The sequence below is a fragment of the Acinetobacter sp. PFS20 genome (assembly GCF_052261015.1).
GTDB lineage: Bacteria > Pseudomonadota > Gammaproteobacteria > Pseudomonadales > Moraxellaceae > Acinetobacter.
In genome coordinates this window covers 1,433,551-1,459,168 of record NZ_JBPVZE010000001.1, presented here as the reverse complement: position 1 = coordinate 1,459,168, position 25,618 = coordinate 1,433,551, and the positions used below count along the sequence as shown (strand labels likewise).

Annotated in this window: 30 protein-coding genes and 1 pseudogene; 14 read left to right on the top strand and 17 right to left on the bottom strand. The window is 36.3% G+C overall.

The annotated features are described in order from the left end of the window. Positions 1 to 84: 84 nt before the first annotated feature. The 3 genes from ACS125_RS06935 to ACS125_RS06925 all read left to right on the top strand — a co-directional run bounded on the left by ACS125_RS06935 (position 85) and on the right by ACS125_RS06925 (position 2,695). On the top strand, positions 85 to 1,011 hold the full coding sequence (locus ACS125_RS06935) for a DMT family transporter (RefSeq protein WP_004794596.1): 927 nt from the start codon (positions 85 to 87) through the stop codon (positions 1,009 to 1,011). A gap of 67 nt (positions 1,012 to 1,078) precedes the next feature. Beyond that, positions 1,079 to 1,486 (top strand): RidA family protein, encoded by a 408-nt coding sequence (locus ACS125_RS06930; protein WP_004794599.1) that lies wholly within the window; start codon positions 1,079 to 1,081, stop codon positions 1,484 to 1,486. 18 nt (positions 1,487 to 1,504) lie between these two features. Further along, a complete protein-coding gene (locus ACS125_RS06925; RefSeq protein ID WP_004794602.1) occupies positions 1,505 to 2,695 on the top strand; it encodes an MFS transporter in 1,191 nt (396 codons plus the stop codon). A 378-nt stretch (positions 2,696 to 3,073) separates the two neighbouring features. Here ACS125_RS06925 and ACS125_RS06920 read toward each other — a convergent pair. The 3 genes and pseudogenes from ACS125_RS06920 to ACS125_RS06910 all read right to left on the bottom strand — a co-directional run. Further along, positions 3,074 to 3,154: pseudogene (locus tag ACS125_RS06920) on the bottom strand (Fic family protein); the annotation flags it as partial. Positions 3,155 to 3,232: 78 nt separating this feature from the next. Continuing rightward, positions 3,233 to 3,499, bottom strand: a complete 267-nt coding sequence (locus ACS125_RS06915) for a DUF6953 family protein (protein ID WP_347758714.1) — start codon at positions 3,497 to 3,499, stop codon at positions 3,233 to 3,235. Positions 3,500 to 3,502: 3 nt separating this feature from the next. Next, on the bottom strand, positions 3,503 to 3,724 hold the full coding sequence (locus tag ACS125_RS06910) for a YodC family protein (protein WP_347758713.1): 222 nt from the start codon (positions 3,722 to 3,724) through the stop codon (positions 3,503 to 3,505). Between the two features lie 408 nt (positions 3,725 to 4,132). Here ACS125_RS06910 and ACS125_RS06905 point away from each other — a divergent pair, with 408 nt between their 5' ends. Beyond that, the gene (locus tag ACS125_RS06905) at positions 4,133 to 5,572 is read left to right on the top strand and encodes a hypothetical protein (RefSeq protein WP_443271218.1); all 1,440 of its coding nucleotides are present in this window, start codon (positions 4,133 to 4,135) and stop codon (positions 5,570 to 5,572) included. 155 nt (positions 5,573 to 5,727) lie between these two features. Here the strand turns inward: ACS125_RS06905 and ACS125_RS06900 are convergent, their stop codons facing one another. From ACS125_RS06900 to ACS125_RS06885, 4 genes are all read right to left on the bottom strand, one after another. Then, positions 5,728 to 6,114, bottom strand: coding sequence for a protein-export chaperone SecB (locus ACS125_RS06900; RefSeq protein ID WP_443271216.1), 387 nt, complete (start codon positions 6,112 to 6,114; stop codon positions 5,728 to 5,730). A 9-nt stretch (positions 6,115 to 6,123) separates the two neighbouring features. Further along, on the bottom strand, positions 6,124 to 6,483 hold the full coding sequence (locus ACS125_RS06895) for a hypothetical protein (protein ID WP_192837247.1): 360 nt from the start codon (positions 6,481 to 6,483) through the stop codon (positions 6,124 to 6,126). After that, complete coding sequence (locus tag ACS125_RS06890) at positions 6,480 to 7,106, bottom strand: hypothetical protein (RefSeq protein ID WP_443271213.1); 627 nt, start codon at positions 7,104 to 7,106, stop codon at positions 6,480 to 6,482. Before ACS125_RS06890 ends, ACS125_RS06895 begins: the two co-directional genes overlap by 4 nt. Positions 7,107 to 7,457: 351 nt before the next feature. After that, positions 7,458 to 8,105, bottom strand: coding sequence for a hypothetical protein (locus tag ACS125_RS06885; RefSeq protein WP_347758709.1), 648 nt, complete (start codon positions 8,103 to 8,105; stop codon positions 7,458 to 7,460). Positions 8,106 to 8,484: 379 nt separating this feature from the next. Between ACS125_RS06885 and ACS125_RS06880 the strand changes: the two genes are divergently transcribed. Next, positions 8,485 to 9,555 (top strand): DUF262 domain-containing protein, encoded by a 1,071-nt coding sequence (locus tag ACS125_RS06880; RefSeq protein WP_347758708.1) that lies wholly within the window; start codon positions 8,485 to 8,487, stop codon positions 9,553 to 9,555. Further along, complete coding sequence (locus tag ACS125_RS06875) at positions 9,552 to 10,370, top strand: MAE_28990/MAE_18760 family HEPN-like nuclease (RefSeq protein ID WP_347758707.1); 819 nt, start codon at positions 9,552 to 9,554, stop codon at positions 10,368 to 10,370. Before ACS125_RS06880 ends, ACS125_RS06875 begins: the two co-directional genes overlap by 4 nt. A 191-nt stretch (positions 10,371 to 10,561) precedes the next feature. Here ACS125_RS06875 and ACS125_RS06870 read toward each other — a convergent pair whose 3' ends face one another. From ACS125_RS06870 to ACS125_RS06840, 7 genes are all read right to left on the bottom strand, one after another. After that, positions 10,562 to 11,611, bottom strand: coding sequence for a DUF932 domain-containing protein (locus ACS125_RS06870; protein WP_443271210.1), 1,050 nt, complete (start codon positions 11,609 to 11,611; stop codon positions 10,562 to 10,564). Between the two features lie 44 nt (positions 11,612 to 11,655). Continuing rightward, entirely contained in the window at positions 11,656 to 11,949 is a 294-nt protein-coding gene (locus ACS125_RS06865; RefSeq protein ID WP_347758705.1) for a hypothetical protein, read from the bottom strand. Between the two features lie 83 nt (positions 11,950 to 12,032). Continuing rightward, positions 12,033 to 13,148, bottom strand: a complete 1,116-nt coding sequence (locus ACS125_RS06860) for a hypothetical protein (protein ID WP_443271208.1) — start codon at positions 13,146 to 13,148, stop codon at positions 12,033 to 12,035. A 101-nt stretch (positions 13,149 to 13,249) separates the two neighbouring features. Further along, entirely contained in the window at positions 13,250 to 13,495 is a 246-nt protein-coding gene (locus ACS125_RS06855) for a hypothetical protein (RefSeq protein WP_443271206.1), read from the bottom strand. 3 nt (positions 13,496 to 13,498) lie between these two features. Beyond that, entirely contained in the window at positions 13,499 to 14,563 is a 1,065-nt protein-coding gene (locus tag ACS125_RS06850) for a molecular chaperone DnaJ (protein WP_443271203.1), read from the bottom strand. A gap of 8 nt (positions 14,564 to 14,571) precedes the next feature. Beyond that, positions 14,572 to 14,721 (bottom strand): hypothetical protein, encoded by a 150-nt coding sequence (locus ACS125_RS06845; RefSeq protein ID WP_443271201.1) that lies wholly within the window; start codon positions 14,719 to 14,721, stop codon positions 14,572 to 14,574. A gap of 103 nt (positions 14,722 to 14,824) precedes the next feature. After that, positions 14,825 to 15,085: a hypothetical protein gene (locus tag ACS125_RS06840; RefSeq protein ID WP_443271199.1), complete on the bottom strand. Its 261-nt coding sequence runs from the start codon at positions 15,083 to 15,085 to the stop codon at positions 14,825 to 14,827. A 538-nt stretch (positions 15,086 to 15,623) separates the two neighbouring features. On the opposite strand from ACS125_RS06840, the gene ACS125_RS06835 reads away from it, so the two are divergent. The 5 genes from ACS125_RS06835 (at position 15,624) to ACS125_RS06815 (ending at position 20,482) form a co-directional block, all read left to right on the top strand. After that, positions 15,624 to 15,839: a hypothetical protein gene (locus ACS125_RS06835; protein WP_000489164.1), complete on the top strand. Its 216-nt coding sequence runs from the start codon at positions 15,624 to 15,626 to the stop codon at positions 15,837 to 15,839. A gap of 342 nt (positions 15,840 to 16,181) precedes the next feature. Continuing rightward, positions 16,182 to 17,333: a hypothetical protein gene (locus ACS125_RS06830; protein ID WP_443271197.1), complete on the top strand. Its 1,152-nt coding sequence runs from the start codon at positions 16,182 to 16,184 to the stop codon at positions 17,331 to 17,333. A gap of 640 nt (positions 17,334 to 17,973) precedes the next feature. Next, on the top strand, positions 17,974 to 19,209 hold the full coding sequence (locus ACS125_RS06825; protein WP_443273931.1) for a hypothetical protein: 1,236 nt from the start codon (positions 17,974 to 17,976) through the stop codon (positions 19,207 to 19,209). Position 19,210: 1 nt separating this feature from the next. Beyond that, complete coding sequence (locus ACS125_RS06820) at positions 19,211 to 20,191, top strand: hypothetical protein (RefSeq protein ID WP_443271195.1); 981 nt, start codon at positions 19,211 to 19,213, stop codon at positions 20,189 to 20,191. Positions 20,192 to 20,209: 18 nt separating this feature from the next. After that, positions 20,210 to 20,482, top strand: coding sequence for a pyocin activator PrtN family protein (locus ACS125_RS06815; protein ID WP_000538009.1), 273 nt, complete (start codon positions 20,210 to 20,212; stop codon positions 20,480 to 20,482). Here the strand turns inward: ACS125_RS06815 and ACS125_RS06810 are convergent. Next, the gene (locus ACS125_RS06810; protein ID WP_443271193.1) at positions 20,466 to 21,614 is read right to left on the bottom strand and encodes a tyrosine-type recombinase/integrase; all 1,149 of its coding nucleotides are present in this window, start codon (positions 21,612 to 21,614) and stop codon (positions 20,466 to 20,468) included. The two genes, ACS125_RS06815 and ACS125_RS06810, sit on opposite strands and share 17 nt — an antisense overlap. Positions 21,615 to 21,748: 134 nt before the next feature. Here ACS125_RS06810 and dusA point away from each other — a divergent pair, with 134 nt between their 5' ends. Further along, positions 21,749 to 22,765 (top strand): tRNA dihydrouridine(20/20a) synthase DusA, encoded by a 1,017-nt coding sequence (dusA, locus tag ACS125_RS06805; protein WP_443271191.1) that lies wholly within the window; start codon positions 21,749 to 21,751, stop codon positions 22,763 to 22,765. Positions 22,766 to 23,099: 334 nt separating this feature from the next. Next, positions 23,100 to 23,612 (top strand): hypothetical protein, encoded by a 513-nt coding sequence (locus tag ACS125_RS06800; RefSeq protein WP_004794631.1) that lies wholly within the window; start codon positions 23,100 to 23,102, stop codon positions 23,610 to 23,612. Between the two features lie 8 nt (positions 23,613 to 23,620). On the opposite strand, the gene ACS125_RS06795 is transcribed toward ACS125_RS06800, so the two are convergent. Beyond that, the gene (locus ACS125_RS06795; RefSeq protein WP_443273929.1) at positions 23,621 to 24,520 is read right to left on the bottom strand and encodes a LysR family transcriptional regulator; all 900 of its coding nucleotides are present in this window, start codon (positions 24,518 to 24,520) and stop codon (positions 23,621 to 23,623) included. 96 nt (positions 24,521 to 24,616) lie between these two features. Here ACS125_RS06795 and ACS125_RS06790 point away from each other — a divergent pair, with 96 nt between their 5' ends. Beyond that, complete coding sequence (locus tag ACS125_RS06790; RefSeq protein ID WP_174728921.1) at positions 24,617 to 24,739, top strand: hypothetical protein; 123 nt, start codon at positions 24,617 to 24,619, stop codon at positions 24,737 to 24,739. 61 nt (positions 24,740 to 24,800) lie between these two features. Here the strand turns inward: ACS125_RS06790 and ACS125_RS06785 are convergent, their stop codons facing one another. After that, positions 24,801 to 25,562: a tRNA threonylcarbamoyladenosine dehydratase gene (locus ACS125_RS06785; protein ID WP_443271188.1), complete on the bottom strand. Its 762-nt coding sequence runs from the start codon at positions 25,560 to 25,562 to the stop codon at positions 24,801 to 24,803. Positions 25,563 to 25,618 lie beyond the last annotated feature (56 nt).

Sequence of the window (25,618 nt, the reverse complement as noted above, 5' to 3'; positions counted from 1 at the left end):
ATTCACGATATTTGATTTGAGGTGTAATATAGGAAGATTTTTCTTTTTTTTGCAGACAATAGTCTCTCTTATACAGTCTTGTATATGAAAATTTCGTTTTCTTCGTTTCAAATCGGGTCTTTTTTTGCTCTTTGCTCTGCTTTTCTATTTAGTACAAAAGCAATCTTTATTAAACAGACTTATGCCCTTTCTCCATTAGTAGATGCTACAGTCCTGATGGCTTTACGCATGCTAAGCGCTTTACCGTTCTTTCTACTTATTTGTTGGTTTAACAGGCATCATAATCAGGGCATAAAAAAGAAGGATTGGCTAATTTTAATTTTTGCCGGTCTATTAGGCTACTACTTTGCCAGTTGGCTCGATTTTATGGGTCTCATGTTTATTAGTGCCTCTCTAGAACGAATTATTCTATTTTTATATCCCACGCTTACAGTCATCGTCTCAAGCTTACTCTACAAACAAAAATTAGATGCAAAAAGTTTATTTGCCATTTTTCTTAGTTATGGTGGAACCGTACTGGTCATGCTTCAAGAGCATAACAACGCACCAATTCAGGGCAACTTCTGGTTAGGTACAAGTTTAGTATTTGCAAGTGCGGTGGCTTTTGCAGGCTATTTATTACTAACCCCACCATTAATTAAGAAATTTGGTTCTTGGAATTTCACAGGGTTAGCATTAACTGTGGCTTGTATCGGTACATTAACGCACTATGCACTCAGCACACCTCACCCGATTCAACTTCTATTACAACTCCCCTCTAGTGTGATTTGGTATGGAATCGGCCTTGGCTTCTTAGTCACCGTCTTACCTACCGTTATGCTCATGCAAAGTATTGAACGATTAGGTGCCTCTCAATCTGCAATGATTGCTTCGATTGGACCGGTTTTAACAATTTTGCTTGCTGTTGCCTTTTTAAATGAACACTTAAATATGTGGCAATGGGTCGGTTGCCTTCTCAATATTATTGGTGTGATGATGATTACACTCAGAAAGAAAAGGCTAAAACATTAAATTCTCTTGACCTCAACTTAAGTTGAGGTTGGATACTCATCTAAATTTTAATGAACGGTTGAGTTCCATGAGTAAAGAAACTTTTAAAATCATAAATCCATCAACTTTATATGACCCTACCCCAAATGCTTATAGCCATGTGGCTGTAGTAGAAAATTTTAAAAAGATTATTCATATTGCAGGTCAAGGTGGCGAAAATTCAAAAGGTGAATTAAGCCCAAATTTTGAAGAACAAGTTATCCAAGCCATTAATAACATTCAACATGCTTTAAAAGCTGCCAATGCGGAGCTTAGTAATATTGCGGTGTTAAGAGTTTTAGTTGTTGACCATTCGGTCGAAAAGCATCAAATTTTGATTAAAATTATGCAGAATTTATGGAAAAATCATCCTTTTCCAGCCTGTACACTCATTCCTGTACCACGCCTTGCGCTAGAACACATGCTTATTGAAGTCGAAGCAACGGCATACACTTAATAAAATCGAGAGAACATCATGTCTACCCCTGAAGATATCAGTCAGAATAAACCTTTGCTTTGGTTGATGGCAGCAGCATGTGGCTTATGTGCAGGTGTGAATTACTATTGTCAGCCTCTAATTCACTCGATTCAACAAGAGTTTGCTGTAACTCAAGCACAAGCTGCTTTAACAGTGACATTTGCTCAGGTGTCTTATGCTCTCGGTTTACTATTTATTGTTCCGATGGGTGATATTGTTAATAAAGCTAAAGCTATTCCGTTTTTGATGGTGCTTTGCGCAATTGGCCTATTTACTTCTGCTTTTGCTGTTAACTTACCCATGCTATGGATCGGTACAATTTTAGCAGGTTTGTTTTCGGTTGCAGCTCAAGTGCTTATTCCACTTGCCACAATGACTGTAAAACCCGAAAAAACTGGCGAAATCATTGGTTTTTTAATGAGTGGTTTATTAGTCGGGATTTTACTCTCTACCAGTCTGGCAGGCTTATTTTCGAATCTTTTCCACTGGAAAGTGGTTTATGTGGTAAGTGGCGTATTAATGCTACTGCTAGCATTTACCTTAAAAAGCCGCTTGCCTTATGTCTTACGTATGAAAATGAACTATGGGCAAATCTTTGTTTCCATGGCTCAACTTTTACAGCAGGAAAAGCGATTATTATTAAGAGCACTTACAGGTGCTTTCGCCTTTGCAGCGGTAAGTATCTTGTATTCCACCATCGCATTACTCCTTACCTCAGCACATCATTTACCTGATCTTTTTATTGGACTAGTGCCTTTAGTGGGCATCTTCGGTGCTTTATCAACACGCTACATTGGTAAATATGCAGATCAAGGACATACTGGCTTACTGACATGGATGGGCTGCGGGCTGTTCTTAGTAAGTTGGGTTTGTTTCTACTTCGGACAAACTCTACTTTCTACTTATGTTATTGGCTTTGCTTTAATTCAGTTAGCACTCGCGCTCGTACACACCAGTAACCAGAGTATTATTTTCCGTTTACGACCAGATGCAAAATCTCGTATTAATGCCATCTATATGACGACTTATTTTATTGGTGGTGCTGGTGGTTCGGCATTAGGAATTTTTGCATGGAACCGTGGTGGATGGACCATGACTTGCCTTGCCGGTATTGGGTTAGTCGTACTTTGTATTTTATTTAGCATGTTCGATACAGTCTTACAAAAAAAGAAAATGGTTTCCCAATAAGGTAACTTGTTATAAATCATCTTCCTATATTCAACATAAGGGTGGTTATAAATTACTCGGTTAAATGCCCCTGTCGATTCAAGCATAAACCTCGTATAATGCTGCCCTTTCATTAATTTAGCGACTTTTGGGCTATTGGTTATGCAATCACTTCAATCGTTACAACCTCGTATTTCTGTCGCACCCATGATGGATTGGACAAATTAAATTTTATTTATAATTTAAATCAAAATGTTATCAAAAAAGTTTATTTGTTAGGCGTAAAATTGGCGCAAATAAAATCCACATTTTGCCCAATGATGAGTACCTATCATTTTAACCTCACTTGATTATTTTTCACCCAACCCAGTGGCTCATTTGGGTTTGAGCCAACTAGCTTTATAAACTTAATCTATATCTTTGCTTCAGACTTTTTGGTTTGTCTGGAATGGTATGTTCAATCAACCCCGCTTCTATCGCCTATTATACCCCTATCAGTTTTTTGATCAGAACAATGTAATTTTACTCATTAAAAAGCCACCTTTCGGCAGCTTCTATTTATCCTCTAGCCTCTCGACCAGATTCATCTTCTGGAACCCTATATCGCCAATAACGATCAGGCTTAACCCAAACAACATTTTCTTCGGTCTTTTTCTTAAATCCACTATTTAAACTTAATTTTAAAACTAAATTTCCCTCAGAGTTTTCTTTTAAAAAATCCATTTGATTATTCTTTACCAAATAATCAACCACATCATCTTGATAGAGACATCCATCTTTTTCAAGATTAGCAAGCATCCACTCAATTACATCTTTCAATTCCATTTCTTAACTCTTGCTTTTTACAAGATCTAAACTTTCTTCTCTAAAGTCACCAGATTCAAGCTTTTTACCAGCGAACCATTGGCATTCGTAAATACCATTGAACTGATAGGTTTCACTATCCCTAGGTCTATATCGACCTTGAGACCTGATTGTCATGTCAGGTCCGCCAGCATTTAACTTTACAATATCACCAATAGCATATTTAGGTTTACGCTCTACACTCATCTCACACCTTGAAAAATAATAACTTCTTATACTTTGTGAGGTTATAAATTTTTAATTCAAGCCTATTTTCTTCTAAAAATTTCAAATCATGAAGTATTTTTAAATAACACATATTTTCATTACAGAAAATATAGATATCATTTATATAGTCGGTTAATTAGACTTTGAAGCGATAGTAGTTAACATAAGCATGTGATGCTATTGACTTTTCATGCTAACTCATCAAAATTAAATTAATTACTTGCATTTATAAATATATATATGTCAAAAAGGTCGAGAGATAATTTCACTCAAAAGACTATTGATGCACTACGTCGCAGAGTATCAAACTGCTGTTCAAATCCTGAATGTTATATTCTAACCGTTGAACCTCAATCCTCAGATCCAACAAAAGTAATAGATACAGGCGTGGCTGCACATATTTGTGCTGCATCTATTGGAGGTCCTCGTTATAACGAAGAGATGACACCAGAGGAAAGAAAAGATATTAAGAATGCAATTTGGCTATGTGCTCATTGTTCTATAAAAATAGATAGGGAACCACATGCTTATCCAGCCCCTTTATTGCACCATTGGAAAAAGGAAGCAGAACATAGGATAAAAATAAATTCAAATTCAAGACTTTACACACAGAGTGAGGCAGACTACAAAGTTCATCATACCTTATTACAAGGTATGGGACTGAGCTTACCGAATCGAATGCAGACATCCATTTCAGAAGTGGCTAAAGCTGTAAAATCATATATTCATAAATTAGATCAACGTTTGGAGGTGGAATATTCTTTTATCAATGGTTCCAATCACTTTGAGATCAATGTTAAAGAAGATATCGATGATCCTGTTATCGTTAATTTTATTCCTATCGATTCATCTGAATATAATAAAAAATTTCTGGAATTAATTGATCATGGCCAAACTCTATCTTGTGATATTGCCAAGGTAACAACCAACTCATTAGGACTAGACTCAATATTTCCTCAAAATTTAAAGGATGGCATTCTGATTATTGAACCTAATAATAAAAGAACTGCTATTGTTGAGATACAGAATGAAGAGGGGGAAATCCTTATAAGTTTTGAAAATGACCTGATAATCGGAAGAGAAACCTTTTCATTCTCTTCCATGAAATATAATAATCTTCTAAATTTTAAAATAAATAAAATCCCATACTCTGGGCAGTCAGTAAAAAATGGTTTTAATTTGGACCTAAACTTCCAGTTATGGAATAATAAAAACCTATCTAAATTGCATTACTTTGATCAAATCTTTAAGTTTTATAAGGCACTATCAAATTGTAAGAAATTCAAGGCAATCATATATGTGGATGGTTTAGAAATATTTTCTTCAAATGCTACAATTGGAAAAACATCTTTTTCCAGACTATTACCTTTACTATCATATACCTATTATTGCAGGCTGATTTGTAATATTCTTCATCTAGACTTACCATTTAGGAGTGATATCACGTTTACAGCTGAAGAGTACCGTGATGTTTTTGAAACTGCTAAAGCAATAAAAGCTGTTCAGATCAATAATAAATTTTCTTGTACATTTACTTTAATTAGAGACTCGCTGTTATCAATGAATACTTTCATAGGAAGTTGTGAAATTATGATCCAGCAAGAACTAATTATTGAACTTGACAATGTATTCAAAGAGAATATAAAGAAAAATGTTTTTGTAAGACATACATTTACCAATCCAAATTTAACCATTATCAATAATAGTAAATTTAAGAAGAATTATACTTACAAAGTTAAAGCAGATAACAAACACCACCTTGGTATTTATAAAAGGATAACTACTCTAACGCCAATATCGCCAGCAAATGAGATTATAGATATATAAGAAAACTGTACCCACTCAAATTTAAAATGATGAATGGACTTAAAAAGTATTAATCTTTAGATCAAATTTAAACTAGCACACTGTTACTTAGTGATTATTACTAGATTTTCAACCTAAATATATTAGTGGAAACTATTTATGAATAGTAGCAGCTTTTATTCATGTGCATTAAGCTTGGTGAAATTAATAGAAGGTAAAATAATAGGTTCAAACCCAGCATTTAATAAGAAAGTCGAAATAAATGCTCTAAAATAAGGAAATGCAATTGCAGGCGCATTAATTCTAGGAAAATGAGAATCTCTGAACTCCTCATCAATATCTTTGTTAATTACAAACATTGACTTATAAGTAAGAGTTAATACATACCCTTCCTTTAATTGAATCTCTGATTTAAGAGCAACAAAAAAATGCCTTTGCTGATCCACAGAAGGCATTTCTACCCCTACTTCTAGAGAAAAACCATTGTCATCTACATGATCAGAAGCTTTCAATAGGTTAAGTTCTTCTACCTTTGACGAGGCTAACTGAATTGTAATATCCATTTTAATTTCCTAAGCAGCTTCTGATAAGTTATCTATAAGATAAGGACTATCATTTTTAGGACTATAAGAACCAGAATATTGAGTAGAAGAGAGAAATTCTACCTTAATATTCTCAAACTCAGTAATTCTAATACTTTCTTCGAATTGAATATTAATAGACACAGTTTCTAACCCAAAAATAAAATTAGATGTTGTCATAATATTCTGAAACTCATATTCATCATCTAAAATTCCATAATGATCAAGATACTCTCCTATAGTGATACCTGAGTATTGACCATCCAGCGTATTAAAGTTTTTCATAAAATCTTCGGATGAAGATTCTCTAATCCATTGAGTCACAGCATTTAAAGCTTCATATTTTTTCATTTTATTTTCCTCACTAGGGGGATTTGTTGTCTTTGGTAAGATGACTTTACAAGACGATATATCTTGTGAAAATCCTTAGCCTTAATCCTATCTTCATAACCTTCTGCACAAAACAACTGTTGTCTAGTAGGCAAAAATAGCTTTTCAGAACGACCATTCTGAAAAGGATATGAAATACTGCGATTAGGAATATCTGCTGCCTTGATTGCAGAATATGCAAAAAATGATTCGCCTTGTTCCTGTTTTTCTTTAGCCTTAGCTCGTAAATGATCAAGCATTTTAGAAACAGGAATAGATTTAGCTGTTTCGTTAGATAACTCTTGACTCATACGTGCAAGATACTCACGAATTTGTTGTTCAAGATTTAACTGATCTGCCACATTACCAACCAAATCCAGAATTTCATCAACAGGAATTTCAAGCTCAAACTTTGTGATCACATAACCATTAGGATATTTACTTGAATTTCTACCCCATGCTTCTGCAAAAAGGCAGGAATCAGTCCAAAAATAATATCCTTGGCCTAACCACTGTTCCCTATGCTTATCAGAACAATAAGGAACATTGTCATATATCTGTTGAAAAGAGCCTTGCAAATGACAAGTATGGAAACCAGTAATCATTATACTCATCCAAAAACAAGCCTTTAATTCCATTTCAGATAAATAAAAAAAATCATTCTGCCATGTACAATGCAGATATCTGCATTGTACATGCTACAAAAACGAACTGCTAGCCCTTTAACAACTTAACAAAGTTAAATTATTAACACTGTTAAAATTTCAATAGGATATCTAAGTATATGATATTTAAAATTAGATTATAGTGATCCACTTGATAAGACCACTATAAGCCGTTCTTCTTTAATAAAATGCAAAATAAATAGATTGAATAGAGATATAGGAAAAATTGGAAATTAGAAAATAAAAAAGCCTCAAGTTGAGGCTCATCAAATTAATTGCTCTATGAGTCTTTTACTTACTTTTATTCCACAAAGCTTTTGCGATCGGCGTCCGTACAGCTAAATAAATTAAAAACAAGGTGTCTTCATTTTTTTCTAATTGAACCAACCTCCCGTTTTCATCATAGTACCCAATTTCCATCAAGGTCTTGATCGCTTCAGCCAAAATGACTGCCGTTTCTTTGAATGTAAAATCATGATCGGGTGGGCTATTTTCACGATGTCTTACAAACAACCAGTCATGAATCAGATATGCAGGAATATAAAATGTTGGAGAAAAAGTTTTAAACATTCTGAAAAAATAAGGGATTGAGCCTCCATCAAAGTCCATTGTTGTTGGAGTGATCACATGTCCATTCGAGGTTTTGAAACTAAAATAAGGTTCTTTGTCATACTGAACAAATTTGAACTGGTTTTCACCTGGTAAAACTTTCATATTGCAATATGCAGTATATTGACCACAGGCTACATCATCATAAAATATTTCATCTACGAGCCATATCAGATCGAAGCCGCTGACCTCTATCATCTGATCAGGTCCAAGTGGTGTTGGTGCAACTAGCTTAGAGTTCGATTCATCCATTAAGGCAATAACTTCATTTGCCAATTCTGGATCAAACATTTCATGAGCAAGTTTTTTTAGTTTTGTTTCATTTTTCATTATTTATTCCTTTGTTTTATATAAAATTATAGTAGTTAAAATTCTTTCATTCTGCTCATGACCTAATAAGTCAATATTGCTTAAACTCAAACAATTTACCTAACCTATTGATTTTTCGCATTAGTTCATGTTGAGCTAACGTGGCTCTCCACCCCAGAATGCAAAATTACTCCAATACACTTAGCAAGATATACTTTCAAGATTATATAATCGCAATAAAATTTAGTTCTGTATATGAATTAATAGCTATTCATCAACGTGTTACTATGACGTTAAAGAGTTTAATTACGTATGAACTTACTGACAATATAGTTAATTTTTTCAATGAATTGATGATTTTAACACCCCATACATTGTATCTACTTCGAAGGTAATAAGCATGCTCAAAGATAAATTAATAGCCATACAAAATAAAGCTAAAGAACGAACAGTAAAAACCCAAAATATTGAGTATGACTTAGAAACTATAGTTAAAAAAATAACAAAAGGAATTATAAAATTAAATCCTGACTATCAAAGAAAACATAGATGGACTGAAGAATACTCTTCTAGACTTATAGAAAGTCTTATCTTAAATATTCCTGTCCCTTTAATATATATATCTCAAGATGTTGATGTAGACGACGAAGTAGAAGAAGAGATTGCACGTTATTCTGTAATTGATGGTCAGCAAAGATTAACAGCTATTTATAATTTTCTTACTAATGAATCCACTCTGACTGGTTTAGAAGTATTAGATGACTTAAATGGTTTAAAATACAATGAACTTCCACCTTTTTTAATCAGAAGACTTGAAGAAAGAACTATTCGTTGCCTACGTATAGATTCAACACTCGACAGCCAAGTTAAATACGATATATTTGAGAGGCTAAATTCTGGTTCAGTCAAACTAGAACCCCAAGAGCTTAGAAATGCTACATGTAGAGGCGCATTCAAAGAGTTAATAAAAGAGCTCGTAAAAAATAAATCTTTTATTAATGCCACATCTTTAAGTCCAAAAAAAATTGAAAAAATGGAAGATGAAGAGCTTGTACTTAGATACTTCGCTTTGTCCTATAAAGACGGATACAAAAGCTACAAAGGCTCTTTTAAGAACTTTCTCACTACAAAAATGACAGAATTCAATAAACTTGATAGTAAAGAATTAGATTTAATGAAAGATAATTTTATTAACTCATTTGCAATTTTAGAAAAATCTAATATTGACCTACCTTTTGCAAAATTTAAAAGTGAAAATAATAATATATCAAAGATGTCTCATTTTAATGTAGCAGTATATGATTCTTTGATTGTTCCACTATCAAAGATGAAAAAAAATCATATCTTAAATATTAATGATTTTAGAGAACTTTCTCATGACACCGAATATTTTAGGGCTATCGAAGGCAGTACAAATGATGTTTTAAAAGTCAATCTTCGAATAGATAAAGCTATTGAGGCCCTTCTATGAATCAAACTTTCATTAATTTTCTTTTGAGTGATCTTGATAGTAGATGGAATGAAATCTCAATTTTATTACAAAGTGCAAAGGATCATGAAAAATCTAATCAAGTTCTTCATGACGCAATATGCAGATCAGTTTCAGTACTAATGGTTGCTCGTTTTGAAGGCTTTTATAAAGATCTAATCAAAAACTTTATAGAAGATATTAAAATCAACAAAAAGTTTTGTGACCTTTCTAGTGCTATCCAAAGAAATTACTGTAGTATTTTCATTGATCCAAAATCGCATTCTAATACACAGAACAGAGTTACAGAGTTACTAATTCAAAAGTTTAACGAAGTGGATATTGTTATAACTTACGAACCTTTTTTGTTTAATAGAAATGAAAACCCAAAACCACAAATTATTGAGACTATTTTTGACAATATTGGTATCAAAAAAATATTCGAAATACTGGAGTCATCAGAATATGAAAATATTTTTCAAGAAGAGAATAGTTCTATTGAAGAAAGAATAACTAGATTTACCGAGATGTTAGATACATATAGCTTTAACTTTCCTTATGCTTATGAAGATACTTTTTTCAACATGAAACCAACATCCAATAGAAAAGGTAAAAGTAGAACTTTGTGGGAAGAATTCTTAGATGAAATAAATAGACGAAGACATGGAATAGCTCATGGTAGTGATTTAGGTAATGGTCATTCAGTTGAAAGTTTGATATTAACTAAAAATAAAATAAGATGCTTAGAGTTAGCTCTAATACATGTCGTGATAGAGTTTTTCGGTACCGCTAGTTGTGCAGCAGAACATAGTAAGTAAAAAACTTATATGGTAAGAGTAATTTGAAACAGTACATCCTATTCAATCTCCTGTATTTTTAGGACATAAAAAAGCCACATTGGGAGAAATGTGGCTAATGATCGACTTGAATAAATTTTCAGACGCAGCGTAAAGAATCAGCTTAGGCTAAACAATTAAGCTTAAATTAAACTGAATAATGAGCTATATTTTTAAGACACCAGCCTCAATACCTGTTCCAAGCCACGTTGTTTAAGGTTGGCTCCTACCCCAAACCATGCTGAATCCATCCGGTGATCCGTTGAAATCGCACGTCTCTCATGATCGACAAACTCGGTAATACTACAAAGCAACCCATAAGCAGTATCTTTAGCTGAAGTTAACTCGGCCCCACGTCCATGTCCGTTAAACATGGTCATGACCTTAGACATAGCACGCCCATTTGGTTCTGTTTTATTGTCGGCTTTGGATGAGTTGATTTGTTTAGGCATAGCTACATTACGGTAGAACTGAATGATACTTTCATCTTGTTCAGCAATGCTCAGGTTCGTGTTATTAAACACCGCATCGAAGTAAGCTGCTGCCTCCTGTTGAGTGACTTTGCGCTGGCTCAGTTGCTTCATTTCATACATATGTTCGTCCCACGCACGAACCGAAATACCCAATTGCTGTTTAATCTTTTCTGCATCAAACTTGGTACTGTGCGGAACTTTAACTACACCTGCACTACTATTCTGTCCACGTAAGGCAATCGCCAAGGTGTTATTACACACTACGCGAATCGAGGTAAATTGCGCCGTGGTTGCCAATGTGCCATCACAAGCAGTTGCTAACAAAATATAGCCATTACTGACATCTTTGCCTTTCAACGCTGCCGCTTGACCTGTTCTTGCCAATGCCCAGAACTTACGTCCACCTTTAAGCACTCCCGCAGTCTCGAGCTCAAAACCAGATTGTTCAGTAAGGTCTTTATAGAAGTTTAATATCTCCATTGGTTGTACCTCCTGATAACGCTGACTCACCACCGATAACGGTGCATGCGTATCTGAACGATAAAGCACTCGTTGTTCTTCATAAGGCATCAGGATATTTTGCCCTCGTTCATTCTTTGCCATATAACTGACGTTAGATGATTCAATTCGCCAGTCCATACCCGCTTGCTGTGCCCAGATTTCTATTGGTTGATTTTGAGGAAGCTGATTGCCCAGACCATGCCAAGGGGTTTGACCAACGAATGCCATCGTTTCTATTTGATGTGCCATGATTAATTTCCTTTAAATAATTTGAATGCCGTAAAAGTTGAGAATTACGCGAATCCTGATTGCTGGATTTCAAAATGTTCCAAACATTGCTCACACTGGTAAAACAGCGTCACCATGTTGTCTTGGTGCTGGACATAGAGCAGGAACATGCCACCTACGACTAACCCCACAAAACCGCCCACCAAAGGATGAACGGGACTACGTTTGGATAACTGCATACAGGCGGCTGCCAGAGACATTGGTGAGAAAGATGAAAGCTTTGCAAATACACCTGAACTGGGCTCGGTCTGACGCAGTAATGTGATATGTAATGAATGACAGTAAGGGCACTGATGCATGATCTTCCTCTTTTAAATAAAAGCATAAAAAAAGGACCTGCCTGATGGGCAAGTCCTCTGTTATAGGTGAGTTTTAAATAGCACTATTCAGCCTGTTGACGTTCTGCTTCCCACTGTTTGGTATAAGTCTCTGATGAAAGATAGTGCTTTAAACCAAATTCAAACTGATTCGCTGGTGAGTTCAATACATCCTTAAACGGTAGCGTTGCAAAATCGACATTTGGCTCTACCCATGTATCACTTGATTTTTGTTCAAACTTAAATGGCTTATACACTTGGGTATAGATGAGCGATTCACCACCTACCCGTTGTTGTTGGTTAATCTGGGAACGGAACTTAAAGAACAATACCCCTGACACTTTTAAGTGGTTTTGTTTAAAGTCCATGATATAAGCTCTCGCCCAACCTGAACCTTTAACCAATTCCTGTGTATCTGCTGCTGCCATAGGTAGAGTGAGTAAGGTTTCCAATCTTCGGGATGATGCACTCTCTTCAAGTTTTAAAGTCAGAATCCCTTTATCGGCATCGTATTGATAATCAGGATTTGCAAATCCATTATTGATATATAGCCGACGCATGGCTTTATTTAAGGCATTTTGCAACAGGTTAATATCATAATCAACCTGATAAGATTCTAACTCTGCTTTTGTCTGCTCTACACGCAACTGGTATTGTTCCGTGGTTTCAAACTCACCTTTCGGTTTAATGATCGGTGTTTTTAACATGCGGACATAGTTGATCGCCAGATTATTGGCAAACTGGTAGAGCTGGTCACTGGTTAAATCAAACAGTACCTGATCCATCCCTTCCATCGGCCCGCTTTCACGTCCCATCACTAAAATCTGATCGTCACGTATTTTCAGGTTCTGTTTTAATATCGCAGCGATTTGGTCAAATGAACGAATATCTTGATCACTCTGTCTTTCAACAAGATTAAGTTGAAATCTAGCTGGGCTCGCATATCGGTAATCATCCTCTGGGAAGTTACCCAGAATATCGCCATCAATCAAAGGTAAAGGTTGAACAGCCGTTTTAGAAAGAATCACTGGTGAAAGTACTCCAGTTTCAGTTTCTGTCTCAACTGAACCAGAGACATCACTATATTCATCTTGCACCGTTTGCGGTTCCTCTTTTTTTGAACAGCCACCTAAAAATAAAACACTGGCAATACAGCAGCAAAGTAATTGTTTTTTCATCATGGTAAGTCCTCTAAATTTATACGTGGTAGGTAAGGCCGATCGAAAGATTTCCATCAGGATCAGTACCTTCTTCACAGGGGTAATGTGTATTTGAATTTTCTTTATTTATGATTTTTCTGATTGAGATCAGCTTGATTAAAAGCAGGGACTTCTTCAGTGTGGATACTAGTTACGGCGCTATCATCAACAGTGACTGAATGACTTTTAATGTCTTCCAACATCTGTTCTGTTGATTGATCTTGAGCATGGTCGTAGGCATAGAACAAAGCAAAGGACAGGATAAAAATCACGATATAAGAGACATACCATTTCCAGCGCCGTTTGAGCCGTTGGGTATTGAACTTCATTAGCTACACTCCCAAATAGGCTTTTAATACAGCTCTGGCCTGATTAATTTGCTGTGCCTGTTGCTCAATAAGTTGCTGTACTGATTCGGGTAAGCTCAGGTATTTATCGGGGTGGAAGTCAGCCATCTTTTTTCGGTAAGCAACTTGAAGAGTTTGCTCGGTAAGAACTTCGGGCTGAATTTCTAGAAGTTTACAAGCCTGTAATTGTTCCTTAGTCAAATCAGAAACTTTTTTCTGGTTCATTTCCCCTGCCATGCATTGATAGACAATTTTGATGAGGTCTGGAAAAACTGCCCTAGAGACATTCGTTACACGGCACAAATGAGTCATGAACAAATCCGCTTGATTCTGCTCAACTTGACCGAGTGCCATTGCATAGACCAGTTGCTCAATCATCTCCCTACGGAAGTTATAGGCAAGCTGATCTTTCAGGTCAGCCAGACGATGCAATAAGTCTTCATAATCAAAGCGCGTCTGTTCATACAATAGTTTCTCGACATACTGATGTACTGCCTTATCATTCAATTTAGTAAAATGATCGGATACAGCTTCTTTCGATCGGACATTCCATTGACCCGCACTGAAGGCAATGAAGTAGGCAAACAGATCAATCATGATCTGCATCTCAGGATCAATATTTACATTCGTTTGCTTGGTTACTTGTTTGCCCTGACAACATTCATTTAGGAATGCCACCAAAGCACGAACTATACCTTTATCGAGTTGGCTAAAGCTCAGTTCATCATGACCGTTAATCAGAATAGAACTAGTGAGTATTCCAATATCAGCCTCTACCTTCTGGATGTGTTCAAACAGATAAGCCTGCTCATCTTCAAAGCTAGCTTTATAGAAGAGTCCCTTTACAGTTAAGCACATCCCGACCTTTGCACTGCCAAATACCGTGTCATCAATCAGCATCAAGACTTCATTAGGGTTTACACCATGGGGAAGGTAGCTCATGGCACCTTGTAGCTTTTTATTGGGAATGACTGGCACAAAATAAATATTGTCACTACCGCGCAACAAGGGCACCCACTGACTTTGCTGGATTCGTTCTTGTATGCTCATAGTCCCCCCTAAAAGAACCAACGTATAAAGATAACGGGCCAGACCAGAGCACGACCCAGTAAATAAGCACCTGAGTAATGCTCTGGATATTCCCAAATGCAATACAGCCAGTAGCCAATGACAATCGTGAAATAGAAAGTAAAAAATGGATGTTTCATGATCAAAACTCCTAAATTGAGTTGCATACCCCCTTCCCGTTGCCCGAACAGGCAACGGGAGATGAGTGCTTTATGATTTACTTAAGGCTTTAAATATCTGTTATTAGAACTTGTCCACGCATTGCTCACCGGACTGGTACATGACACGGTCCAGATCCGCAGGGAGGTAGCTCATACGTTCAATCTGACGCATGACTTTACGTCCATAGTGTTCTTCGACCTTGTCATAGACACAGGAACAATAGCTGCGGCTGCCCCCCATGTTGTAACAGCCATGTTTGACGCCCTTTTCAAAATCTGAAGAACAACCATCTATGATCAGGAAACTGATACCCACCACACCCATCAAAATTTTATTTTTCATCGTTATATCCAGTGACATTGTCATGGAGATCAGGCCTTTTTAGGCAATACAAAGCCCTGCCACGGTGTAGCCCACATGACATTTTTTAAAGTTAAATTTTTAGACGAAAAAAACTAAAGCTTGAGAAACAGAAATTCATCAAACCTTATTAGAAACTAATCGGGAAGTGTAAAAAGAATATGCATAGCCAACTCCTTTATTGGGGGAGTTCTGCCAAAGCATTAATTTAGAATTATGGTGGCAGAACGAAAGTGGGTTGACAGACTGATAGTAAAGAACCAGCACGCACAAGGCGTCCCCCTTCCGTCCTACCGCAACAAAAAGAGGGACGGGTATACCTACATCGAAAAACAAGTTTTCAATGCACTTTACTATTTGGCCTGTCAAAGCCAACTGGCAATGTAGGCCAGCAAGCCAAGGATAATGTGCAATATTTAAGGTGTCAATGATCTATCGACTAAGTCGTAAAGTGATTATTATTGTTTTTCATTAGATTAGTTCTTTAAACTAACCATTAGGTAAATTTAAGGATGGTTCAGTGTTTCGGTTAAAGTGTCTTGGTGGTCCCCTGTATGGACAAGAATATTCTCATGCACAGGATGAGTTTATTTTTAAAGACAAACAGACAGGAAAGCAGACGCGTTATCGAAAACAGGCTTTAGACTTCACCCCACCCCAAGAGTTTTTTGTAGCAGAATCAATTTCTACAACTGTAGCCTACAATCTTGCATTGCAATTAATGAAACGCTATTGATCTCCAACCTATTACTAACCAAGCAAAAATGAGTGATTTTCTAACACTTGATTCAGTCTGTAATAGATTTATAATCCAGCGAAATGCTTCACCGTATTACAGTTTTAATCCAACAATTACAACTCAAAGCTAAAACCCAATTTAGGTCACTTTTCGATCAAAATATCACAAGTCGGGACAGAATCATCACAAGTCGGTACATAAATGGCGTGTAGTTTAGATAGCCCCCTTCCCCAATATCCATAACTCCCTCTCAAATTCAGCTAAATCATTGTTAAATTTTAAGTAGCTAAGAAGTATAATATTCACACTTTTTTACAACTAATAAGTGAACTTGAGTATATGGCAACTATTGCTAAAAATGCTAAGGCTAAAAAAGATACCTCCCCTACTGATAACCTCAAAAGACTTACTGGTTTAATTGACCAACTTGAAGAACATATTATTAGAAGACATAAATTTCCTTATGGTTTGCCATCAAGCTATGCAGAGCACTACAAAGCCTATTTACCCGAACAAACAGAACCTGTCAGTGAAGAAATAACTGAGAGTGACCGAAAGTGGTTTTATGAACAGCTTGATCAAGGCTTATTAACAGAATCACCAGAACAAAAGGCTCTCCGTGAAAAGGCTTGGAGGTCATCTCTACTAAAAGGTACTACTGAAGATATCTTTATTCCAGAAGAAGATCGATGTCCCCGCCATTATGGAGAAATAGCTACTCAAATCCGAAAATTTAAAAATGTAATATTAAAAATAGAAGAGCCTGAAAAGCAAAATAAAGACGCAGAAAAATACTTTAAAAAAGCGTTTCTTCTCTATTCAAAACATCATGATTCTTCATTCTATTTACACACTCTTCCTGAGGAAGTTTTAGAGCAAGTTCATCGATCTAAACAGTCAAAAAACAAGCATAAAGATCACAAAAATTTAAAACGTATTTATTTATGCTTAGTCCAATGCTTAGTTAAAGGAAAAGTATTGAATAGTAAATACCCTAATATGGATTTTCTAATCACTGATTTAAACCAAAGAATTACACCATACATTTTAGAGTACTTAATCTATAGATATGAATATGAAAAGTTAGTATATGGAAGGAAATTTGATGAAGTTATTATGTTTTTATCTAGGCTTAGAGGTCCAGCAGCTCTAGGAAAAAAACGTAAACCTATAATCTATTCTTCTTTTGCAGGATACCCAAAAGAGACCCTTGAAAGAGCAAGAGAACAATATAGAGAGAAAAAAAGAAAAGCGAATTTAAATTTGGAAAAGTATCTCTCTTTATATAATCTATATTTAGAAATACATGATAAAAAAAGAAAAAATGCAATGATTAGCCCAGAAATTGAAGAAGAATTAAACATACTATCTAATTCTGAATTATGGCTCAAAAATGACGAGCCAGATTTATATCAGAGCCTTAAAAGTTTAATTGAGAAAAAAACTCCCCGTTCAAGCAATTCTAAAAGCAACACACTTCCATATAAATAAAAAGTCCACCGCAGAGAAATAAAAAAAATGCCTGAAGTAGCTTACATTTCCTATGTACCCCATAAGGAACCAATATAATGAACTTAAATCTAAGCCATCAACACATCGAATGTATTGAACTACTGAGCATTGATGGACTATCTAAACAACCTCTACAAGGTCAATGTCAACTTAAATCAAAAAGCTGCAATTGCACATTCCCACAACACATCAAGTTGAGAAGTATATTCAATTGGAAGCTTAGCAATTTACGGATGTGGGTTAACTCAAGAATCGCTCAACGAAGCCATTTAAATGCTGCGTAACGCAGGACATTGCAACTTTTAAAAATTCCTCGTATTACCGTCATTTTTTGGTAGAGCATTCTCGGAATAAAGTGCAATCGGCTTTTCGGTTTAAATACAATTGTAATAAGTAATATTAGATATATGTAATTATTCTGATAGATATTTATTGCCATAAGCAGTATTTGCTAAGGCATACTGCTTATGGATTAGATTGATTTGAATACACTCCAGATAGATTAGCCAATACCCACTCTACGCCTCCCCCTAATGGACATGTCTAAACGATGTCCATAGGGAGAGCTTTTACCTCATGACGCCTGATACGTAATTAATTATTTGTATTGAGGTATATTATGAAATCTTTTAACGCTACAGCTAAACCTTCTCTTCCACCTATCGCACAGTTCTCAGGTGCAGATAGAGATGCATTCCTAGAACAGCTCAAAGAAGATTTTTCAACTTTTGAATGTACAACAGAGAATGGTAATACTAAAACTTTCAAGACGAGTATAAACCACGAAGTTGAGAAAATGATCAGTCGTATTGAGTTGATCAAGTTTTTTCAGAAGCAACGCCCTATCGCTATACTTACACCTATTAAGAGTTTTAAGGGTAAAGAGCAACTATGTGTTGAATATGCGAAGGATGTTCCTCTTTCGCTTAAATGCCAGCTTACAACAATCTTTGTGTCTGCTCGCTCTGGCAATTATAAAATGGGCATTGAGTTACAAGCTTTTGAGGACACATTCTCAGAACTAACAAAGGAAGAACAATATGCCCTTTATGAGTTTGCTCTCATCAATCAGTGTTACACATCTGAACAAGCTCAGGCTTATGTTAGGGCTTTGATTAAATTTCAGAAGTTGTTTGCAGCAAGAATACAGAGTACCTCAATTCGTAAACAGCTTTCAAATCGTGCTAGTAATCGACGCCGTTCTAAAGAACGTTGTGTTCAGCTTGTTGATACGCTACTCAAGATCCATTCTCGAATCCTTGTTGTTCGAGTAGACCTAGGATTAATACGCGATCCAGCTAAGCTTCAACAGCTTGCTATCTCACCTAATTTTACTCAGGCTGAACATGATAGTCAGTTTATGCAAGAGTCTTTTATTCGGTTCTATGATGCATCTAAGCATAATCAGCTTAAGCATGCGCTCGGGTATATCCTGCGTATTGAACACACCCCGACCAAGGGATTTCATGGACATCTTTATTACTTCTTCAATGCCAATGACCATCGTGAGGACATCACGTGGGGGCAATATATTGCTGAGAAATGGAAGATTGCTACAAACAATCTTGGGACTGCTTTTATCTGCAATATGAAGAAAGATGAGTACCGCTATCGTGCCTTGGGCATTTTGGAATATACCGATCATGAAATGCTTAAGAATCTCAAGGCTACGTTTGACTACATATGCAAAAATGATCAGTACTTCTCATTTACCAATGGGGAACAAATTCGGAGCTTCCGAACAAGTCAAATACCTAAAGTACCTGATACTAAACTTGGACGCCCACGTAAGTTCGAACAACTTAACCTTCTAGACACTAATCAACCAGATGATGCTCAAGAAGGAGGACAATAACATGACTAAATATGCATCAGATGCTTTACATGCAGCTACACATTTGTCATGCAGCATGCAATCTACTTGTGCTTATGATTTGATTGGTTCTGAAAGGTCGGCAAAAGCTCTTGGGGAATCAAAAACCACGAGCATGTTTGCGAAACAAAAGTCTCAAAATAGTAATGGAGCATTGTCTCTCAGTAAACCTGTTGAATTGATTAGGCGTACATATCCGTTAGTGACAGGCTCTCCTGTCACTAACGGGATGCTACCCGTTCGTCTAAAACCAGAAAATGAGCTGTTTATTCAGTTTATTAAACATATAGGACCTATGGTCAATAATGGAATTTACTGTAGCGATCAGTCTTTTTCCAATCAAATCATGTGTTATCAAAATGCACTCAACACGAGACATTTTAATGAGCAGTTAACAGCTTGGAATGCAGAACAAGCTCGTACTGAAGATCTATTTGATTCAAACATGAAGGCTATAACCAAAGACTACTCTGGCTACGAGACACATGAGATATATCTGCCAATACTATTTACGCTTTCAGCGAATACAACAATGTATTCCAAACAGCAATATTTAGATCAACAGAAGAAAGATATGATCGCTGTTCTCCTTAATGAAAGCGGTAATAATGATGTTATCGCTGTATTTTCCAAATGGGAACTTACACCTCAAGGACAATTAGCACTCAGACTGGTGTTTTTGCTGGAACGTCAGTTCATAGATGATCCCGTTGGTTTGTCTGATGAAAATATTTTTATGGCCTTACAAGGTAATCTGGAAGGCCTGTTTAATTGCAAAGCATACCCTGTGCCTATGCCATTAAACGGTTTTATGCAAACAAATCGTTTTTTTAAACGCGATCCAAAGTACAAAGACCTTATTAAGTTGCTTAAAACGTATCTAGTTGGCACCGATACAATCCTTCGAATCTGGGATATACAGTCCAGTTTTGATGTTTTGTATTCTAAATTTAAAGCTAGTTAGTTCAGGAGCGATTTCACAATGGGAGTATTTCAGTTAAAAACCGCTGATTACCTATTCATGAAATATCGCACTATGACTGTTGAACTTATGACGGTAGTACAAGAATATTACCCTCATTTAAGTAAGGCGGAAGCGCTGAGAAAGGCAAATAATCAAGAATTTCCTTTCTCAGTCTTTAAAATAGATCCAAGCAAACGCGCACCATTTCTAGTACACGTTCAAGACTTGGCTGGTATTTTAGACAAAAAGTATTCTGAAGCTGCTAAAGACTTTGCTACGTTTCATCAATGAGGCGTAGCACCTCTTCCAATTGAATTATATTTCTCCTTGATTTCACAGAAACATAACGCTGTAAGCTGCTCCAAGAATCATGCAGACTCACTTTCTGAATTTCAGGTATTGTAAAACTCTGTTCCGCAAGTCTCGTACATCCTTCATGTCTTAAATCATGAAAACGCAAATCTTCTATTCCCAACATTTTACAAGCATCACGAAACTCTTTTCCTATGGTTTTCGGATTCAATGGCAATAAAAGCTGCTTATCATACCCTAATTGGAGCATACGGCTTCGAACTTCATTATCTAACAAAAGTTCAATTATTCTTTTACATGGCTCCAACACTTCAAAAGACTTATGATTGCCTTTTGATCCATTTGGGTTTTTCAAATCATAAACTTTCCATGCAGAATGGTAAGAATCATAATCTTTCAGCCATAAGCGTGTTAACTCTGCTTCACGTCTGCATGAAAAAATTGCAAACCAAATAATTAAATGCATTGGATACTTAGTGCCATATTTATTTAATTTCCAACGTTCAGCAAAAAATTTCGTTAAAGTAACTAAATCTTCATTTGTGGGAAGCCTATCTCTAACTTTACTAGAAGAGATTTGGCGAGTTTTTCTAAGCTGTGCTGTAGCTCTGTCAAAGTTACTTAAATCAATCTCTGCACCCCACATAACAGATGCATGAGATAGCACGCCTCTAATATGTAACAGCTCATGCTGCTGTGTACTTGTTGCAATAGGTTCTAAGCCAAGATTAGGTACACCTCTCCGTCTTAGAGCAACATGCTCAGCCAAATGTGTTGAATGTATTTTTGTGATAATATTACGCGCGATTGGCAACTTCTTAATTAAGAGTAGAGCATAGCGTTTCGTCCTTCCGTATTCGCTCCCAACTTCATCCAAGTATTTATCTATGGCATCTGACAAAGTTAGGTCAATCAGTTGTTCTTTGCCAAGTAAAATATCTGGATTTTCTTGAATCTCGACTTCTCTTTTTTTAAGCCAGTTTTCTGCCACTTTTTTTGAATGAAATGTTTTGCTTTCAGAATAAGCTGGATAGCCCTTTTTGTTGATCCGGATAGCAGCTCGGTAACTAACGTTACCATCTGTACCTTTTCTGGCAGTAATTGACCCCATAAATTTACACCATGAACCATTTTTTTCATTATGGTGTAAATTTTGGTGTAAATGCAAACCGATTAACACAGCTAAACATGAGTTCACACAGATTCAAACATGTTGCAAAACACTGATTAAAGGTATGATTTTTAATGACTATTAACAAAACCATTGAAACAATTAAATCTCCAAGAATCAGTGTGGCTCCAATGATGGACTGGACTACAAAGGATTATCGATTCTTTGCACGCTTGTTTAACCCAAATGTTGTGCTCTACACAGAAATGGTAACTACAGGTGCGATTCTTTTTGGCGATGCAAAACGTCATTTGGACTACAGCGCACAAGAACACCCTATCGTATTGCAACTTGGTGGCTCAAATCCGCAAGAGCTTGCGACCTGCACAAAAATGGCTGAAGACTGGGGTTACGATGAAGTCAACCTCAATGTAGGCTGCCCAAGTGATCGTGTACAGAACAATAAAATCGGTGCTTGCTTAATGGCAGAGCCAGACTTGGTTGCTGAATGCATTCATACCATGCAAAAGGCAGTAAAGATTCCTGTAACAGTCAAACACCGTATTGGTATCGATGACATGCAATCTTACGAAGAGATGCTTCATTTCGTAGATACTGTTGCGGCAACAGGTTGTACTTACTTCGTTGTGCATGCTCGTATCGCTATTTTGAAAGGTCTATCTCCGAAAGAAAACCGTGAAGTTCCACCTTTACGCTATGAAGATGTTTATCGTTTAAAACAAGAGCGTCCACATCTCACCATTGAAATTAACGGCGGAATTAAAACGTTTGCTGAAACTCAAGCACATTTACAGCATGTTGATGGTGTCATGATTGGCCGTGAAGCCTACCACAATCCGTACTTACTCGCGGAAATGGGTCAGCTTTGGAATTTAGAGGCACCAGATCGATTCGATATTATGGAACAAATGCTGCCTTATATTGAACAACGTATGGCTGAGGGTGCTCCGCTTTCAATCATTACCCGTCATATTTTAGGTCTATTCCAAAACTTGCCAGGTGCTCGCAAGTGGCGTCAGGCGCTAAGTGGCGGAAATGCAAAAACTTTAGGTGATGTAGAACAGGCTATTAGTAACATGCAAGCAGCTCTAATTCGTACCGAGGAATATTTAAAAGAGCAGCAAGCTTAAGTCTGTGATCGCTTCTTAAATTGTAAGAAAATGTGGCATTTTAAATCAGAGACTTAGATTTTGAGTATATTCGCAAATGTTGAAGCAAAATATTCAAATTCAAGCTCTGGTTAATTAATTATTTATAATGATATCAATAATTTAAATTTCACTATTTTTAATCACTCTTTTGATGAGCATCTTTTTACTCCAAAGCAGACACCTCTGGAAAAAAGATACGTTATTACATAACATAAACAAAACTTTTAAGGTACGCCGATTAGTATCTCTGAACGCCACAGGTAGGTGGTGATTTTTTTAATATGGATATGAGTAGCACGGTAGAGATTTCACGATGATTATTTATGACGGACAAGTAGCTGATAATTACATGTATCAGGATTCAAATCAGGCAGCCATTGTTGTATCCCACAGCACCCCAAGCCTTCCTTATCCTTTCACCATGAAACCCAATAATCATCAAACAGAAACTTCCAATACTCCCGCTATAGATATTGATAAATTTGTAGAAAAATTAGAAAGTGTTACCTCTAGACGCAGTAAAGCTCGTTGCGCACGTAGTATCCGCCTTGCACTAGAATCTGCTGGTGCCAATGTCGAAAATCACCCTATTGCAGCTTCAGATTGGGGAGATACCTTAAAAAAGATTGGCTATAAAGAAATTAATCCAGCCTTTGATGAACCACAAGAAGGTGACATCTATATCATTCACAGAACCCGTAACCATGTTTATGGACATATTGCTGGATATACAGGAAGTGAATGGGTCTCTGATTTCAAACAAAATAGTTATGATGTCTATAAAGATGATAGCGTTACTTACACTTACTATAGATTAGCCACTTAATCATTTTTCTAAGATTGAAAGGTTTGATAAATGAGTTCAGCACAATGCTGAATCAATTCATCATGATCTTTTCTATAGACCAGCAAAACTTCTGAAAGTGACAAATGATCTGCCAAAGGTAATAACTTTACTTGGTTAGGCAAAATTTGCTGAAATTCTTTAGGCACAATACTTACACCTAAATTTGCAGCCACAAGGTGTAACTGTGAAATCTTACGTGACTGGATTGGAGCTTTTTGTGGGGTAAATCCTGCGGCTAAACATAGATTTGAAACTAAATAGCTTAATCCACCTCTTTTAGAATGTGGTGTAGAAACAAAGTATTCTTCTTTTAAATCTTTGACTTCCAACTTCTCTTTATTTGCAAATTTAGCATGATCAATATGTACAGCCGCCATTAAAGGTTCTTCATATAATTTAATAATATTGACGTCATCTAATGTTTGCCGAACTGGTGGTCTAATCAAACCAATATCAATTTTCCCATTTAGTAAAGCTAAAATCTGGTGCTCAGATGACAAGGTGTTTATCTCAAAATTTATATGTTTGGCTAAGCTAATTTCTTTTAATATTTGAACCTTTTTAGCATCCATAACAATACTGCTCGAGTGAGCAATTTTAATCTGGCGACTTTTTCCTTCTGCAATATTCTTAGAAACTCCAATGATCTCATTTAAATAATGCATATTATCTTTTATTTTTTTATAGAAGACCTCTCCCGCTGTCGTCAGTTTCACTTTCTTATCAGTACGATCAAATAATTTAAAGTCAATTTCTTCTTCTAGCAATTTAATTTGCCGACTTAAAGCAGACTGAGCTATGAATAGCTTTTCAGAAGCCGCGGTAAAGCTTCCTTCTTCAACAATTTTTATAAAATATTGGAATTGTTTTAACGTGAGCATTTCTATCTCAAAATTAGATCATGAGGTCTATTTTCTATATTAGATTAGATAGATTGCCTTCGCTAGAATTTTATAAAGACCATTCACTTGATTGAATTATTCATGAAGTATTTAAAAGGTTTAGCCATCTTCACCGTTATTGTTCTAATTTTATGGTGCTTTAAATTTTATGATCAGCAGCTTCCAACACAGCCCAAACACGACACTATAGAGTTATATGATTAAATCGTTTTTCTCAAAAAAAGCATGCCCTCCAACATAAGAGCATGCTTTTTTTATATTTAAATCAGGCTTTCTTCAAATCGAGTTTCTTCAAAACTTCAGCCACAGCAATCATCGCAAAACTTGAAGTCACCACTACCGCTGAACCATAGCCACCACAACGCAGACCAGCCGATGGACAAACATCTGCACTTGAAAATGGATTATCGATTGAATAAACACAAGTAATGCCAAATTTCTCTTTTGGTTTTTTACAGATACCTCGAACACGAAGTTGACTACGTAGCTTCGCTAACATTGGGTCTTGTTCCGTCTTTGATAAATCAGCCACACGGATTTTAAGCGGATCGAGCTTGCCACCAGCTCCACCCGACACAATCAACGGAATTTTATTAAAACGGCAATGGAGCATTAAAGCCAACTTTGCTTTAACGTCATCAATGCAGTCCAAAATAATATCGGGTACAGGGGTTAACAGCGCTGTGACATTCTCAGGTGTTAAGAAGTCATCAATAATATTTACTTTAATACGTGGGTTAATTTGGCGACAACGTTCCGCCATGATCTCAACTTTTTCACAACCTAGAGTTGATGTCATTGCAGGTAACTGACGGTTCACATTTGATGCCGCAACCACGTCCATATCTACTAACGTAATTTCACCAATACCTGTACGCGCTAAAGCCTCTACAGCCCAACTCCCCACACCACCAATACCAATCACCATCACATGACTTTTTTCATAGTGCTGGAACGATGAATCACCATAAACTTTGGCGACACCTGCAAAACGACGGTCATATTCATCTTGTTGGAGATCGGTCATTGCTACTCTTTGGGGATATAAAACACGGTGGCTATTTTACCTTAATCAATTAGGTA

Coding starts and splice junctions, on each gene's coding strand:
- ACS125_RS06935 (WP_004794596.1), top strand. CDS start 85: ATGAAAATTTCGTTTTCTTCGTTTCAAATCGGGTCTTTTTTTGCTCTT.
- ACS125_RS06930 (WP_004794599.1), top strand. CDS start 1,079: ATGAGTAAAGAAACTTTTAAAATCATAAATCCATCAACTTTATATGAC.
- ACS125_RS06925 (WP_004794602.1), top strand. CDS start 1,505: ATGTCTACCCCTGAAGATATCAGTCAGAATAAACCTTTGCTTTGGTTG.
- ACS125_RS06915 (WP_347758714.1), bottom strand. CDS start 3,499: ATGGAATTGAAAGATGTAATTGAGTGGATGCTTGCTAATCTTGAAAAA.
- ACS125_RS06910 (WP_347758713.1), bottom strand. CDS start 3,724: ATGAGTGTAGAGCGTAAACCTAAATATGCTATTGGTGATATTGTAAAG.
- ACS125_RS06900 (WP_443271216.1), bottom strand. CDS start 6,114: ATGGATATTACAATTCAGTTAGCCTCGTCAAAGGTAGAAGAACTTAAC.
- ACS125_RS06895 (WP_192837247.1), bottom strand. CDS start 6,483: ATGAAAAAATATGAAGCTTTAAATGCTGTGACTCAATGGATTAGAGAA.
- ACS125_RS06890 (WP_443271213.1), bottom strand. CDS start 7,106: ATGATTACTGGTTTCCATACTTGTCATTTGCAAGGCTCTTTTCAACAG.
- ACS125_RS06885 (WP_347758709.1), bottom strand. CDS start 8,105: ATGAAAAATGAAACAAAACTAAAAAAACTTGCTCATGAAATGTTTGAT.
- ACS125_RS06880 (WP_347758708.1), top strand. CDS start 8,485: ATGCTCAAAGATAAATTAATAGCCATACAAAATAAAGCTAAAGAACGA.
- ACS125_RS06875 (WP_347758707.1), top strand. CDS start 9,552: ATGAATCAAACTTTCATTAATTTTCTTTTGAGTGATCTTGATAGTAGA.
- ACS125_RS06870 (WP_443271210.1), bottom strand. CDS start 11,611: ATGGCACATCAAATAGAAACGATGGCATTCGTTGGTCAAACCCCTTGG.
- ACS125_RS06865 (WP_347758705.1), bottom strand. CDS start 11,949: ATGCATCAGTGCCCTTACTGTCATTCATTACATATCACATTACTGCGT.
- ACS125_RS06860 (WP_443271208.1), bottom strand. CDS start 13,148: ATGATGAAAAAACAATTACTTTGCTGCTGTATTGCCAGTGTTTTATTT.
- ACS125_RS06855 (WP_443271206.1), bottom strand. CDS start 13,495: ATGAAGTTCAATACCCAACGGCTCAAACGGCGCTGGAAATGGTATGTC.
- ACS125_RS06850 (WP_443271203.1), bottom strand. CDS start 14,563: ATGAGCATACAAGAACGAATCCAGCAAAGTCAGTGGGTGCCCTTGTTG.
- ACS125_RS06845 (WP_443271201.1), bottom strand. CDS start 14,721: ATGAAACATCCATTTTTTACTTTCTATTTCACGATTGTCATTGGCTAC.
- ACS125_RS06840 (WP_443271199.1), bottom strand. CDS start 15,085: ATGAAAAATAAAATTTTGATGGGTGTGGTGGGTATCAGTTTCCTGATC.
- ACS125_RS06830 (WP_443271197.1), top strand. CDS start 16,182: ATGGCAACTATTGCTAAAAATGCTAAGGCTAAAAAAGATACCTCCCCT.
- ACS125_RS06825 (WP_443273931.1), top strand. CDS start 17,974: ATGAAATCTTTTAACGCTACAGCTAAACCTTCTCTTCCACCTATCGCA.
- ACS125_RS06820 (WP_443271195.1), top strand. CDS start 19,211: ATGACTAAATATGCATCAGATGCTTTACATGCAGCTACACATTTGTCA.
- ACS125_RS06815 (WP_000538009.1), top strand. CDS start 20,210: ATGGGAGTATTTCAGTTAAAAACCGCTGATTACCTATTCATGAAATAT.
- ACS125_RS06810 (WP_443271193.1), bottom strand. CDS start 21,614: ATGGGGTCAATTACTGCCAGAAAAGGTACAGATGGTAACGTTAGTTAC.
- dusA (WP_443271191.1), top strand. CDS start 21,749: ATGACTATTAACAAAACCATTGAAACAATTAAATCTCCAAGAATCAGT.
- ACS125_RS06800 (WP_004794631.1), top strand. CDS start 23,100: ATGATTATTTATGACGGACAAGTAGCTGATAATTACATGTATCAGGAT.
- ACS125_RS06790 (WP_174728921.1), top strand. CDS start 24,617: ATGAAGTATTTAAAAGGTTTAGCCATCTTCACCGTTATTGTTCTAATT.
- ACS125_RS06785 (WP_443271188.1), bottom strand. CDS start 25,562: ATGACCGATCTCCAACAAGATGAATATGACCGTCGTTTTGCAGGTGTC.